The organism is Phycicoccus sp. M110.8 (assembly GCF_032464895.1).
Taxonomy (GTDB): domain Bacteria; phylum Actinomycetota; class Actinomycetes; order Actinomycetales; family Dermatophilaceae; genus Pedococcus.
The window spans coordinates 211,896-225,094 of sequence record NZ_JAWDIC010000004.1; the positions used below are offsets into that span (position 1 = coordinate 211,896).

General features: G+C 73.8%; 15 protein-coding genes. 7 read left to right on the forward strand and 8 right to left on the reverse strand.

The genetic code is table 11. The annotated features are described in order from the left end of the window. Window positions 1–22: 22 nt before the first annotated feature. Window positions 23–1,048 (reverse strand): HAMP domain-containing sensor histidine kinase, encoded by a 1,026-nt coding sequence (locus RKE38_RS16385; RefSeq protein WP_316008535.1) that lies wholly within the window; start codon window positions 1,046–1,048, stop codon window positions 23–25. Then, entirely contained in the window at window positions 1,048–1,791 is a 744-nt protein-coding gene (locus RKE38_RS16390) for a response regulator transcription factor (RefSeq protein ID WP_316008536.1), read from the reverse strand. Before RKE38_RS16390 ends, RKE38_RS16385 begins: the two co-directional genes overlap by 1 nt. A 161-nt stretch (window positions 1,792–1,952) precedes the next feature. Between RKE38_RS16390 and RKE38_RS16395 the strand changes: the two genes are divergently transcribed. Continuing rightward, complete coding sequence (locus tag RKE38_RS16395) at window positions 1,953–2,408, forward strand: hypothetical protein (protein ID WP_316008537.1); 456 nt, start codon at window positions 1,953–1,955, stop codon at window positions 2,406–2,408. 63 nt (window positions 2,409–2,471) lie between these two features. Here RKE38_RS16395 and RKE38_RS16400 read toward each other — a convergent pair whose 3' ends face one another. The 3 genes from RKE38_RS16400 to RKE38_RS16410 form a co-directional block, all read right to left on the reverse strand. Next, window positions 2,472–3,077: a DUF305 domain-containing protein gene (locus RKE38_RS16400; RefSeq protein WP_316008538.1), complete on the reverse strand. Its 606-nt coding sequence runs from the start codon at window positions 3,075–3,077 to the stop codon at window positions 2,472–2,474. A gap of 177 nt (window positions 3,078–3,254) precedes the next feature. After that, on the reverse strand, window positions 3,255–4,772 hold the full coding sequence (locus tag RKE38_RS16405; protein ID WP_316008539.1) for a multicopper oxidase family protein: 1,518 nt from the start codon (window positions 4,770–4,772) through the stop codon (window positions 3,255–3,257). Next, window positions 4,769–5,074, reverse strand: coding sequence for an SHOCT domain-containing protein (locus tag RKE38_RS16410; protein WP_316008540.1), 306 nt, complete (start codon window positions 5,072–5,074; stop codon window positions 4,769–4,771). The genes RKE38_RS16405 and RKE38_RS16410 overlap by 4 nt, the downstream gene beginning before the upstream one ends. A gap of 146 nt (window positions 5,075–5,220) precedes the next feature. Here RKE38_RS16410 and RKE38_RS16415 point away from each other — a divergent pair, with 146 nt between their 5' ends. The 4 genes from RKE38_RS16415 to RKE38_RS16430 all read left to right on the forward strand — a co-directional run bounded on the left by RKE38_RS16415 (window position 5,221) and on the right by RKE38_RS16430 (window position 9,178). Beyond that, window positions 5,221–5,955 (forward strand): response regulator transcription factor, encoded by a 735-nt coding sequence (locus RKE38_RS16415; RefSeq protein ID WP_316008541.1) that lies wholly within the window; start codon window positions 5,221–5,223, stop codon window positions 5,953–5,955. Next, window positions 5,952–7,067 (forward strand): HAMP domain-containing sensor histidine kinase, encoded by a 1,116-nt coding sequence (locus tag RKE38_RS16420; RefSeq protein WP_316008542.1) that lies wholly within the window; start codon window positions 5,952–5,954, stop codon window positions 7,065–7,067. The genes RKE38_RS16415 and RKE38_RS16420 overlap by 4 nt, the downstream gene beginning before the upstream one ends. A gap of 222 nt (window positions 7,068–7,289) precedes the next feature. After that, on the forward strand, window positions 7,290–8,360 hold the full coding sequence (locus tag RKE38_RS16425) for an MBL fold metallo-hydrolase (protein ID WP_316008543.1): 1,071 nt from the start codon (window positions 7,290–7,292) through the stop codon (window positions 8,358–8,360). Beyond that, on the forward strand, window positions 8,294–9,178 hold the full coding sequence (locus tag RKE38_RS16430; protein WP_316008544.1) for an alkyl sulfatase dimerization domain-containing protein: 885 nt from the start codon (window positions 8,294–8,296) through the stop codon (window positions 9,176–9,178). The genes RKE38_RS16425 and RKE38_RS16430 overlap by 67 nt, the downstream gene beginning before the upstream one ends. A 24-nt stretch (window positions 9,179–9,202) precedes the next feature. Here RKE38_RS16430 and RKE38_RS16435 read toward each other — a convergent pair whose 3' ends face one another. The 3 genes from RKE38_RS16435 to RKE38_RS16445 all read right to left on the reverse strand — a co-directional run bounded on the left by RKE38_RS16435 (window position 9,203) and on the right by RKE38_RS16445 (window position 12,059). Then, window positions 9,203–10,204, reverse strand: coding sequence for an NAD-dependent epimerase/dehydratase family protein (locus RKE38_RS16435; protein WP_316008545.1), 1,002 nt, complete (start codon window positions 10,202–10,204; stop codon window positions 9,203–9,205). Window positions 10,205–10,265: 61 nt separating this feature from the next. After that, on the reverse strand, window positions 10,266–10,610 hold the full coding sequence (gene trxA / locus RKE38_RS16440; RefSeq protein ID WP_316008546.1) for a thioredoxin: 345 nt from the start codon (window positions 10,608–10,610) through the stop codon (window positions 10,266–10,268). Between the two features lie 24 nt (window positions 10,611–10,634). Continuing rightward, entirely contained in the window at window positions 10,635–12,059 is a 1,425-nt protein-coding gene (locus RKE38_RS16445) for an MFS transporter (protein WP_316008547.1), read from the reverse strand. Window positions 12,060–12,318: 259 nt separating this feature from the next. Here RKE38_RS16445 and RKE38_RS16450 point away from each other — a divergent pair, with 259 nt between their 5' ends. Together RKE38_RS16450 and RKE38_RS16455 are read left to right on the forward strand one after the other, a co-directional pair. Continuing rightward, window positions 12,319–12,789: an ester cyclase gene (locus RKE38_RS16450; RefSeq protein WP_316008548.1), complete on the forward strand. Its 471-nt coding sequence runs from the start codon at window positions 12,319–12,321 to the stop codon at window positions 12,787–12,789. Between the two features lie 89 nt (window positions 12,790–12,878). Further along, on the forward strand, window positions 12,879–13,124 hold the full coding sequence (locus RKE38_RS16455) for a heavy-metal-associated domain-containing protein (protein ID WP_316008549.1): 246 nt from the start codon (window positions 12,879–12,881) through the stop codon (window positions 13,122–13,124). Window positions 13,125–13,199 lie beyond the last annotated feature (75 nt).

The window sequence follows — 13,199 nt, forward strand, 5'->3', positions numbered from 1 at the left end:
CCCCGGCCGGCGGAGACGCCGGTCAGGGGCCGTTGTGCTGTGCCGGTACGACGGGCAGCCGGAGGCAGAACCGGCAGCCGTCTGCCGTGTTGACCACCGTCGCCGTCCCTCCGTGGGCCCGTGCGACCCCCGCGACGATGGCCAGCCCGAGTCCGGAGCCGCCCCCGTCGCCCGGCGTCCGCGCCCCACTGCCGCGGAAGCCCGTCTCGAAGACCCGTCCGATGACGTCCGCGGGGATGCCTCCGCACTGGTCCTCGACCGTGACCAGGACGTCACCCGAGGCGGCGGCGGTGACGGTCGTGACGACCTCGCCGTGTGTGTGCCGGATGGCGTTGACCACGAGGTTGGCCACTGCCCGTTGCACGTCCCCCGCGGCCACGGTGGCCCGCACGCCGGGGGCGGCCGAGCCCGTCAGCCGTATGCCGCGTTGCTGCGCCAGGGGCGACAGGCTCGCCACCGTGTCCGACACCAGGTCGCCCAGGTCGACCTCGCCGACCTGCACCCCGGGGCCGTCGGCCTGCAGCCGGGACAGCGCCAGGAGGGAGTCGACGAGGTCGCCCATGCGCACCACGGAGTCCCGCACCATCCGCATGGCGGCGGGCACGTCCGTGGCCACGCCGTCCTCGACCGCCTCGCTGATGGCCCGGATGCCCGCCAGCGGGGTGCGCAGGTCGTGCGACACCCAGGCGACGAGCTCGCGCCGGTCCGACTCCGAGCGCGCCTCCTGCTGCCGCTGCATCCGCTCGGTGGTGGCGAGTCGGTCGGCGGCGATGACGCGTCGGGCGACGAGCCCACCGAGGACGGCGGCGACAGGCACCGCAGCGAGCAGGACGAGCAGGACGGTGGTGGAGTCCTCGGTGCGCAGGAACATCGCCCGGGAGCTGGCGTACACCCCGGCCGCGACGGCCAGGACGACCACGACCGGCGCCGCGACCGCGGCGGCCCCCAGGGAGCGGCGGGCGAGGCGCACCACCGCCGCGACGCCGAGCAGTCCCGTGACGAGGGCGACCGCGGCCGACAGCGCCACCGCGGAGAGCTGGGCGGGCATCAGGAGGCGTCCGGTGGCGTCGGGTCCCAGCGGTAGCCGACGCCGAAGACCGTGACGAGCCGCCGCGGGGCGGACGGCTGCGCCTCGACCTTCTCCCGCAGCCGGCGCACGTGCACCGTGACCGTCGACTGGTCGCCGAAGTCCCACCCCCACACGTGTCGGATGAGGTCGTCCCGGCGGTGCGCCACGCCGGGGTGGCGCAGGAACCAGTCGAGGAGGGCGAACTCGCGGGCGGTGAGCGCCAGCTCCGACCCCGCGCGGGTGACGACGTGGGCCCGTCGGTCCAGGACCAGGTCGCCGTCCGCGGTGGTCGGCGGCAGATCCGTGCCGGGGTCGCCCGGGTGGGCGTCGCCCGAGCTGCCCGGGAGGGGTGCCTGTCCGGAGGCCCGGCGCAGGATCGCCTGCACGCGCAGGACGAGCTCGCGCGGGCTGAACGGCTTCGTCACGTAGTCGTCGGCACCGACCTCGAGCCCGTGGATGCGGTCGGTCTCCTCGCCCAGGGCCGTGAGCATGAGCACCGGGACCTCGGGCTGGTCACGGCGCAGCCGCCGGCACACCTCGAGCCCGTCGACCCCCGGCAGCATGAGGTCCAGCACCACGACGTCGGGGGATGTGCGCGCGGCGAGGTCCAGGGCCGTCGCACCGTCGGAAGCGCGGTGCACCTCGAAGCCGGCCCGGACGAGGTAGGCCCCCACGACGTCGCCCACCGTCGGGTCGTCGTCGACGACGAGGGCGCTGGGCATGGATCGAGGATAGGTCCGGGGCACCCCTGTGCGGAGTGCCCAGCCGCGCACGTCAGGACCTCGTAAGGAGGGCGTAACCGCCACGTCATGGTCTCCCGCGCCCCACCTCGGTTGACTCGTCCCGAGGCCGCCACCGTGGCGGTGAGAAATGAGGAAGAACCATGAACCGCAAGGCATTTCGCATCGCAGCAGTCGCCGTCTCGGCAGGCGCCGCGGCGCTGGGGCTGGGCTCGACGGCATACGCGGCGGGTGTCTCCGGCCCCGCCATCTACGTCGACCACGTCCTCTACCGGACCGTCGCCACGCCGACCGACCTGTCCGGCACCGGCGCCCCCGCCCAGAGCTGGGACACGATCTACAACTTCTTCGGGGCGCAGCCGAGCGTCGCCACCGCGGCTCCCGGTGACCCCGGTTTCAACGGGGGCCGGTGGCAGGTGCACAAGGTGTCCACGCCCCAGGGGTATGCCGCGGCGCTGGCCGCGGGCGACCTCGACGCCGACGGGGTCCTGGACTCGGCGACGGAGGTGCAGGCGGCGATGGCCTCGGGGACCCTCGTCGACGACGGCATCGTCAAGTACTTCGTCTGCACCCTGAACAAGGTGCCGGGACAGCCGTGACGGAGGTCGCCCCGGGCACCGGTACGTCCGGTGCCCGGGGCGCGCCGGTCCCGCGCGGCGGGTTCACGAGGCGCTGAGCATCGCCTTCATGGTCGAGATCTCGCGCGTCTGGCCGTCGACGACGTCCTGGGCGAGCGTGCGCACCCGCGAGTCCCTGGTGGTCGCGAGCACGTCCTTGGCCATGGTGAGGGCGCCCTCGTGGTGGGCGACCATCATGGTGAGCCACAGGCGGTCGAACTGGGCGCCGCTGGCGTCCCTGAGCCTGGACATGTCGGCGTCGGTCATCATCCCGTCGGTGCCGTGGTCCATCCCACCGGCGGTGGTCGGCGCGCCCCACTGCTGCAGCCACCCGTTCATGGTCTCGATCTCGGGCCCCTGGGCGGCCTTGATCTTCGTGGCCAGCGTCTTCACGTCCGGTGACTCCGCCTTCGTCAGCGCCAGGTCGGCCATCTCGACCGCCTGCTGGTGGTGGGGCACCATCATCTGCGCGAACATCACGTCGCCGGCGGCGGCGGACGTGGAGCCGGAGGCGGTCGAGCTGCTGCTCGCGCCGCCCATCCCGCTCATGCCGTCCATGTCGTCGTGGTCGCCGCCTTGGCTGCACGACGCGACGGCGAGGCTCGCAGCCAGGGTGGCGGTCAGGGTGAGGGCGCGGACGCTGGTGCGCACGGTCGGGCTCCTTCGGGGTCGGGTGCGGACGGCAGGCCCTGCCCCGATGGTCGGGGCGCCCGGGCACGTCGGCCCGGCCTGCACCCCGAGCCTCGCCCGCGTGCCCCCGGCATCCGGTCGGCATCCGATGAAGGTTCGATGAAGACCCGCGCCACCTCCGGCACTGCCGCGCCGGGGTCAGGCGCGGTAGGAGAGCGTCGTCATCATCCCGGCCTCGCCGTGGTAGACGTTGTGGCAGTGCGTCATCCACTGACCCGGGTTCGTCGCGTCGAGGTCGACGAGCACGGTCTGCATGGGTCGGACCACGACCGTGTCCTTGCGGACACCGGGCCGCCCGGTCCCGTCGACGACCGCGAAGGTGTGCCCGTGGACGTGCATCGGGTGGAACATCATCGTGGCGTTGCGCATCCGCAGCCGGACGCGCTCGCCCTCGCGCACCTCGAGCGGCTGCTGCTCGTCGAACGTGCGGCCGTTGATGGTCCAGCGGTACTCGCGCATCGACCCGCCGAGCAGCAGGTCGTGGCTGCGGTCGACCCGCTTCGCGGGCAGGGTCACCGACGCGGCCGGGCTGAGGTCGGCGACGGTGAGGACGCGGCCGCCGAGCTCGGTGGGGACGGCGGCCGCGGTCGGGGCGGCGCCGCCGGCCGTGCGTACCACGGCGAGGCCGTGGCCGGACTTGCCCTCCGCGGAGGCGACGAGCGGGAACGCCCCGTCGCCGAGGGTGAGCAGGAGGTCGACGCGTTCGCCCTGCCCGAGCAGGACGGCGTCGCCGGCGACCGGCTGCACGGGGAACCCGTCGGCGTGGGTGACCGTGAGCCGGTGCCCACCGACGGCGACGCGGAAGGCGGTGTCGGACCCGGCATTCACCAGGCGCACCCGGACCCGCTGCCCCGGCCGGCCGGTCAACGTCACCGGGGACGTCGGGACGCGGCCGTTGACGAGGTAGTGGGGGTAGTCGACGTCCCCGGCGCCGCCGAGCAGTCGTGAGGAGCCTCCCTCGCCTCCCATGCCCATGCCGGGTCCGCCCATGCCGCCCATGCCGCCCATCCCCGAGGCGGACGTGCCGGCGCGCAGGGAGGCCAGGACCTGGTCGGGCGTCCGACCGGTGCCGTCGACCCAGTCGTCGAGCACGACGACCCACTCCAGGTCGTGGTCGCCCGGCTCGGCCGGGTCCTCGACCACGAGGGTGCCGTACAGCCCGCGGTCGAGCTGGACCCCGACGTGCGGGTGGAAGAAGTAGGTCCCGGGATCCGGGACGGTGAAGTCGTACCGGAACGCGGCGCCCGGAGCGATGGGCTCCTGGGTCATGCCCGGCACGCCGTCCATGTCGTTGCGCAGCGCTATGCCGTGCCAGTGCACCGTGGTCGGTGCGGGCAGGTGGTTGGCGAGGTCGACCAGCAGGCGGTCGCCGGCCCGGGCCCGTAGTGTGGGGCCGGGGAGGCTCCCGAAGGACCACGTGTCGACCACGACCCCGCCGAGGTCCAGCGCCCCGGCGGACGGGGTGAGCCGGGCGGTCACGGTGCGGCCGCTGTGGTGGCGCGCCCGCTCGGTCGCCCGGACAGCAGCGCCCGACGGCGGGAGCAGCCTGCCGGTGGGGGAGCCGCACGCCGCGAGGAGCCCGGCCCCCGACAGGCCCGCCGCGCCGGCCAGGACGGCCCGGCGGGTCACCAGCGGGTTCGGGTGCCGGCCGGTCATGCCCGGCTCCGCAGCGTCGCGAGCCGCGACCGGTACTCGGCCTCGTCGATGTCGCCGCGCGCGAGGCGCTCGTCCAGCAGCGCGCGGGCGGCGTCGGGCGCGGGCCGGCCGCCGGCGTCGGCAGCGCCCTGTCGCGGTGCCGCGGGAGGCGGTGCCGCGGTCCGCGGTGCCGCGGTCCGCGGTGCCGCGGTCCAGCGCAGCAGCGCGACGATGCCCACGACGACGAGGGTCCAGAACGCGACCATGACCAGCACCATCACCAGCCACGTTCCCCAGCCCGTTCCTGCGTACCACCCCGTCATCGGGACCACCGTTCCTCTCTCGGTGCCTCCAGCGTGCGCAGCCCGCCCCCATGACCCGGTCGCGGGACGATGAAGGTTCGCTGAAGAAGCGGGCTCGGGACCACCGGGTCCTGCGTCGCCGCCGGGCGGGCTGGGACGATGGTCGCGTGACCAGCGCCGCCCACCAGGACGCGAGCCCCGCAGCCGGGCTGCGCGCCCTCGTGGTGGAGGACGACGCCCCCATGGCGGACCTGGTCGCGAGCTACCTGGACCGCGACGGCTACGAGGTGCAGGTGACGCACGACGGCATCCGTGCCGTCGAGGTGGCCCGCGAGCTCGACCCGGACGTGGTCGTCCTCGACCTCGGGCTGCCCGGCCAGGACGGGCTCGAGGTGTGCCGGCAGCTGCGGACCTTCTCCGACGCGTACGTCGTCATGCTGACCGCCCGCAGCGACGAGGTCGACACCCTGGTCGGTCTCTCGGTCGGGGCGGACGACTACATGACCAAGCCGTTCAGCCCGCGCGAGCTCGTCGCCCGGCTCAGGGCCATGCTGCGCCGACCGCGACCCCTGGGCGCGCGCGCACACCCGCAGCCACAGCTGCGCTCGTTCGGGGCGCTCTCGATCGACCCGCTGGGACGGGACGTCTGGCTCGACGGGGAGCCGGTGCCGCTGACCCGGACCGAGTTCGACCTGCTGGGCGCGCTGTCGGCCCGGCCGCAGCTGGCCTTCACGCGGCGGCAGCTCATCGACGAGGTGTGGGGCTCGGGCTGGGTCGGTGACGAGCACCTCGTCGACGTCCACGTCCTGCACCTGCGCCGCAAGCTCGGTGACGACGCGGCCGCGTCCCGGTACATCAGGACCGTGCGCGGCGTCGGGTACCGCATGGGGACCGGCGCATGAGGTCCGGGCGTGCGGTCGGCCTGTCGACGCGGTTGCTCCTGGCCCAGGCGCTGCTGCTGGTCGCCGGCGCGGGGACGGCGTGGCTGGTCGCGTCCGCCATCGGGCCGGGCATCTTCCACCGGCACCTGGTCGAGGCGGGTGGCGGGCACGGCGCGGCCGAGCTCGAGCACATCGAGCGCGGGTTCCGGGACTCGCTGCTCGTGGCCCTCGGCACCGGCCTGCTGGCGGCGGTCGTCATCGCCCTGGTCGTGACGGCGTGGTTCAGCCGGCGGCTGCAGCGCTCTACCGACGCCGTGGCCCACTCGGCCAGCCGCATCACCGACGGCAACTACGAGACCCGGGTCCCGGCCGTCGGGCTCGGGCAGGAGTTCGACCACCTCGCCGACACCGTCAACGAGCTGGCCACGAGGCTGGGGGACGTCGAGCACACGCGCACGCGGCTGCTGTCCGACCTCGCGCACGAGATGCGCACCCCGCTGGCGAGCATCGAGGCCCACCTCGAGGCCATTGAGGACGGGGTGCGGACCCCCGACGCGGCGACCATGACCGTGCTGCGGGACAACACCAGACGCCTGCACCGGCTGGCCGACGACCTCAGCGCCGTGAGCCGGGCCGAGGAGGGCCGGCTCGACGTGCGCCCCGTCCCGCGGCCGGCCGGGGACCTGGTCCGTGCCGCCGCTGCCGCTGCCGCCGAGGCGTGCCAGGAGCACGGCGTGACCCTGCGCACCGACGCCGACGCCCCGGACGTCGTCGACGCCGACGCCGACCGGATGGCGCAGGTCCTGTCCAACCTGCTCGACAACGCGCTCCACCACACGCCCTCCGGGGGGACGATCACGCTCGGCGTGCGCAGCGGGCCCCGCGACACCGTGGAGCTCGTCGTCAGTGACACCGGCTCGGGCATCGCCGAGCAGGACCTGCCCCATGTCTTCGAGCGCTTCTACCGCGCCGACCCGGCCCGACAGCACCGTGGAGGCACCGGCATCGGCCTGACCATCAGCCGTGCCATCGTCGACGCCCACGGGGGCACGCTGACAGCGGCGAGCGACGGACCGGGGCGGGGGGCGACGTTCACCGTCCGGCTCCCCGCCGCGCACCGCCGACGGCCCTGACCCTGCCGGGTCGACCTCGTCCACCCGGCGCGGCGCCTACCTCGTCCGGCTCCACGAGCGGGCGGTCGCCGCGGCACCACCCGGCTGGCATGAGCCACGTACGGCTGCGGACGAGTCGCGGCACTCACCCACGCGGGGTGAGGCGACCGCCGGCCGCGGCCGATTCGCTGGGTCGGGAGGCAGCCACCGTGGCCTGCGCCCGAGACCCAGGAGGAACCCGTGATGGACACCATGCAGAAGCCGCCGACCGAGGCGATCCTGGCCGTTCACGAGCAGCTGTCGAAGACGCTGCCCATGCACGACGAGCAGGACTTCGAGGACGCTCGGCGCGGCTACCTCGGGACCATCGAGCCCGCGATCGTCCGTGACGCCCGGGGTGAGGTCGTGTGGGATGCCGGCTCCTACGAGTTCCTGGACGGTGACGCACCCGCGACGGTCAACCCGAGCCTGTGGCGGCAGTCCACGCTGACGGCGATGCACGGGCTGTTCGAGGTGGTTCCGGGGATCTACCAGGTGAGGGGGCTCGACCTCTCGAACGTCAGCTTCGTCGAGGGGGAGCGGGGCGTCCTCGTGATCGACCCCCTGATCTCGGCCGAGACGGCGGCGGCGGCCCTGCGTCTCTACCGGACCCATCGCGGCGACCGCCCGGTGACCGGTGTCGTGTACACGCACAGCCACGTCGACCACTTCGGCGGTGTCGAGGGCGTCGTGTCCCCGGAGGCAGTGCGTACCGGTGAGGTCCCGGTCCTCGCGCCCGAGGGCTTCCTGGAGCACGCCGTGAGCGAGAACGTGTACGCAGGCACCGCGATGACGCGCAGGGCCGGCTACATGTACGGCGCGTCCCTGCCGCGCGGACCGCAGGGACAGGTGGGGGCCGGTCTCGGCCAGACCACCTCGACCGGCACCGCCGGGATCATCGCGCCGACCGTGGACATCACGCGGACGGGGCAGGAGGAGGTCGTCGACGGCATCCGGATGGTGTTCCAGATGGCTCCCGGCAGCGAGGCTCCTGCGGAGATGCACCTCTACCTCCCGGCTCCCACGCCCTGTGCATGGCCGAGAACGCCACCCACGTCCTGCACAACATCCTCACGATCCGGGGTGCCGTGGTCCGTGACCCGCACGCGTGGGCCGGCTACATCGGCGAGGCGATCGACCTGTTCGGCGGCGAGCTCGAGCTCGTCTTCGCCTCCCACCACTGGCCCACGTGGGGACGGGAGCGGGCCGTGGAGTTCCTCAGCCAGCAGCACGACCTCTACGCCTACCTGCACGACCAGACCGTGCGCATGCTGAACAGGGGCATGACCGGTACGGAGATCGCCGAGGAGATCGTGCTGCCGCCGGCCCTGGACCACGCATGGCACGCCCGCGGCTACTACGGATCGGTGAGCCACAACGTGAAGGCCATCTACCAGCGTTACATGGGCTGGTACGACGGGAACCCGGCCCACCTGTGGGCCCACCCGCCGGTGGAGGCAGGACGGCGCTATGTCGAGTTCATGGGGGGTGCCGACGCCGTCGTGGCCAGGGCGCGGCACTCGTACGCGGCGGGAGACTTCCGCTGGGTTGCCGAGGTGCTCGACCACGTGGTGTTCGCCCAGCCTGAGCACGAGGCCGCTCGCGAGCTGCTCGCGGACACCTACGAGCAGCTCGGCTACGGCTGCGAGAACGGCACCTGGCGCTCGGCGTACCTCGCTGCCGCGCACGAGCTGCGCCACGGGGCGTTCGGTACGCCGGTCGCCACCTCACCGGGGATGCTGGCCGCGCTCAGCCCCGAGCAGGTCTTCGACGCGCTCGCGGTGAGGGTGGACGGGCCCGCCTGCTGGCAGGAGCGCCTCACTCTCGACGTGCGCCTCACGGACACCGGTCAGGCGTTCCGGCTCACCCTGCGCAACGGTGTGCTGAGCCACACGGCTGTGCTGCCCGACACCCCAGCCGACGCAGTCCTGCACCTCCCCGCGGCTGGGCTCGTCGCCGTGGCCACCGGTGCCACGGACCCCGCTGCGCTCGCAGCCGCCGGCGTCCGGGTCGAGGGGGACCCGGCGGCGCTGGGGCGGCTGGTCGGGGCGCTCGAGGCGCCCGACCCCGACTTCGCGATCGTCACGCCCTGACCGCGACCGGGGTCGGGAGCCGGGTCAGGCTGCGCTCGTCACGCGGTAGGACCCGTGCGCGACGTCGTCGACCGCGCTCGGTCGGTGTGGCTGCCAGCCCAGCTCCCGCCGGGTGCGCTCCGACGAGACCACCTGGTCGCAGGCGAGGGCCTGCGCGAACGGCCCACCCAGGACGTCGGCGGCCTGGTCGACGGACCAGCCGCGGGTGCCGCTGACTCCTGCGGCCTCGGCGGCTGCGGCGGCCAGGGCCCGGGTGTCGACGCCCTCCTCCGTGACCCCGTGCAGGACGCTGCCTGCCGGGGCGTGCTGCAGGGCCAGGACGAACAGGTCGGCGAGGTCGTCCACGTGGACCATGGGCCAGCGGACCGTCCGCTCACCCACGTGCCGCCCCACCCCGTGCTGCCGGGCGAGCTCCACGAGGAGGGCCGGTATGCCGCCCCCGCGTCCGTGCGCGACGCCGGGTCGGACGACCACCCCGCGCACCTGGTGCGTGGACGCTGCGAGCACCCGCTCCTCGAGGCGGTGGCGGTAGCCGACGAGTGGGATCGGGTTGGTCGGGCTCGTCTCGTCGAACGGCTCGACGGTGGCCGGTCGGGTCGCGGCGTCCGGAGTCGTCGGGTCCGGGACGGCCGTGTCCTTCGGCGACGGCGTCGTCGAGGGGCCCAGGACCCAGGCGCCGCTCGTGTAGAGCAGCGCGCGACCGGTCCCGGCCAGGGCGGACACGAGCGCGTCGAGGGCCGCCAGGTCTGCTGCCTCGTCCCCGAGCGGCGTGGCCAGGTGCACGACGGCGTCCACGTCGGCCGTGACCGCCGCTCGCAGCGAGTCCGGGTCGCGCAGGTCGCCCGGCACCGTGGTCACGCCGTCCGGGACGGGGCTGCTCGCCTCGCCGGGTCGGGTCAGGGCACGGACCTGGTGCCCGGCTGCGAGCAGGTGCTCGGTGACGACGCCGCCGAGGTAGCCCCCGGCGCCGATGACCAGGACGCGTCCGGCAGCGCCGGTGGTCGTGTGTTCCCTGTGGTGGATCATCTGGTTCTCCTGTGGTGGTTCGGTGTGCAGGGGGGAGGCGGGGTGCCGGTGCTCTGGTGGCTCAGGCCCTCCCCACCGGGTTGCGGAGGAACCCGGCGAGGTCGGCCTCGAGCCGGCGACGGGGCCTGGCTCCGGTGATGGTCCTGACCACCTCGCCCCCGACGTAGACGTTCATCGTCGGCATGCCCGTGATGCCGTACCGCGTTGCGGTGACGGGGTTCTCGTCGACGTTGAGCTTCACGACGCGCAGCGTCCCGGCATTGTCGGCGGCGATGTCGGCGAGCACCGGCGCGATGGCCAGGCAGGGTCCGCACCACGGTGCCCAGAAGTCCACGAGCACGGGCAGCTCGGACTGCAGCACCTCGGTCTCGAAGTCGGCGTCGGTGACGTGCTGGATCTCGGTCATGGTCGTCCTCGTTCCCGTCGCAGGTCAGGCGTGAGCCGGCTCGGGCGCGGACTGGTCCGCTGGTGCCGGCGTCCGCAGCGTGACCGCGGCGGCCACGGCACCGACGAGGGCGATGACGGCCGCGCCGACGAAGGCCGCGGAGAAGCCGTCGGTCAGGGCGCGCACGTCGCCCAGCTGCCCGGCACCCGCACCGGCAGCGATCGCCGTCATCGCGGCGAGACCGAGGGCGGAGCCCACCTGGTAGCTGACGTTGACGATGCCGGAGGCCAGGCCGCCCTCCTCGGGCCGGGCCGAGCTGATGGCGGTACCGAGCGAGGGGATGAACGCCAGGCTCATGCCGAGTGCCGCGACGAGCGAGGCGGGGAGGACGTCGACCCAGAACGCGCCGTCGGGGCGCACCAGCGACAACCAGCCGAGGCCGGCGGCGAGCAGGAGCATGCCGGTGACGACCATGGCCTTGGGACCGAAGGCCGCCATCGCCCTCGGGGCCAGCGCGATCATGCCGAGCATGATGAGCGCGGTCATGGGCAGCAGCGCCGCGCCGGACGGGAAGGCGCTGTAGCCGAGCACCTGCTGCAGGTAGAGGTTCAGGAAGAACCACATCGGGATCCACGCACCGCCGAGGAGCAGCTGGGCGAGGTTGGCCGCGCCCAGGTTCGGGGTCCGCAGGATGCCCAGGCGCACGAGCGGATCGCGACGCGAGACCTGGACCAGCACGAAGGCGACGAGCAGCGCCGCGGCCACCCCCAGGGCGACCCAGGTCGAGACGGAGGACCAGCCGACCTCGGGTGCCCGCACCACGGCATACACGGCCGCGCCCAGGCCACCGGTGACGGTGAGCGCGCCCAGCACGTCGACCGAGCCGGAACGGGCGCCGCCGGCCGGCAGGAACGCGGGCGTCAGGACGAACACGAGCACCGCGATCGGGACGTTGAGGTAGAACACCCACGGCCAGGACAGGTACTCGGTGATGACGCCGCCGAGGAACACGCCGGCCGTGCCACCCGCCGGGGCCGCCGCGCCGTAGAGCGCCAGCGCCTTGGTGAGCTCCTTGGGGTTGGAGCCGAACGTCATCATCAGCAGCGTCAGCGCCGACGGCGCGATGAGCGCAGCGCCGGCACCCTGCACCGCGCGCCCCGCGAGCTCGACCGCGGGGGTGGCGGCGACCCCCGCCACGACCGAGCCGGCGAGCAGGACGAGCCAGCCGCTGGTGAACACCCTGCGGGCGCCGAGCAGGTCGGACAGGCGGCCGCCGAGGAGGAGGAGCCCGCCGAAGGCCACGACGTAGGCGTTGAAGACCCAGGACAGGTTCTCCTGGCTGAAGCCGAGGTCCGCCTGCATCTTCGGCAGCGCGACCCCGATGATCGAGGTGTCCATGATGACCATGAACTGGGCCGCGGCGATCAGGGCTAGGCCCTTCCAGCGCCGCGACGCGATGGTGGTGCTCATCTGTCTTTCTCCTTGTCGGAAGGTCCTGCGGGAAGTGGGATACCCCAGTGGGGTACCTGCCCACGAGTCTGGGCCCGCCGGGTTGTCGTCGGCTGTCCACTCTCTGTCCGGCGTCTTTCCCGGCTCGGGACAACGGTTTCCGGGCGGCTCGAGCCGGTTGTCGGCACGGGCCCGGCGGCATACGGTGCAGCGATCCGTCGTCGACCGGGCGCCCGAGAGGTGGGGCCACGGACGCGGATCCCGGAAGGAGTGGGGCGGCATGAGGACGTTCGAGGTGCGTGCCGGTGAGGTGCCGGCGGCGGCAGGCCTGACGCCGGCCGCCCAGGTCGTCGTCGCGTTCCTGGCGCGGGTCCGGGTCACCGGCGACGCGGCGGAGGCGCATCGGGTGATGGCACCTCGCGTCGTGGCGCACCAGGTCCTGGCCGAGGGCGAGCAGCAGGTGGTGCGGACGCCGCAGGAGTATGCCGGGCACGTCCGGGACATGCTGCGCGCCTTCGGGCCGTTCCGGTTCACGGTCACCGAGCTGCTGGGTGAGGGCGACCATGTCTACGTGCGCTGGCGCCAGGAGGGGCGCCACGTCGGGGAGGTCGACGGCCACGCCCCGACCGGTGAGCCCCTGGTGGAGCTGGGCTCGGCCGTCTACCGCGTGGCCGACGACCGCATCGCCGAGTACTGGGTGCAGCTCGACCGGCTAGGCCTGTCCCTCCAGCTGGGGGCCGGCGGACAGTGAGCCGACAGCGCCCGGCACCACGATGGCCTTCTGGATCAGGGCAGCGAGCAGGGCAGGGAGCAGGGCCGAGCACGGTGGAGGAGGGGCCGGTGGACCACGAGATCGCCCTGGTGGTCGAGGGCATGGGCTGTCGACGGTGCGTGCGGGAGGTGTCGCGCTGGCTGCGCGACGTCCCCGGTGTCGCGACGGTCGAGGCGGACGCGGCAACCACGCGCGTGCGGCTCACCGGCACCATGCGCCTGGGTGAGGTCCTCGACGTCTTCGCCGGCACGGCATACACGCCTCGTGTCGGTGCGGTGCCCGGTGCCGGCCCGGACGCCGCGACCGGCCGGTGACGGGCGGGCATCAGAGGCCACCAGCGACGGGCCCGGCACTCTCCCGGTGGGGCCGGGAGGGCGTTGCCCGCCCCG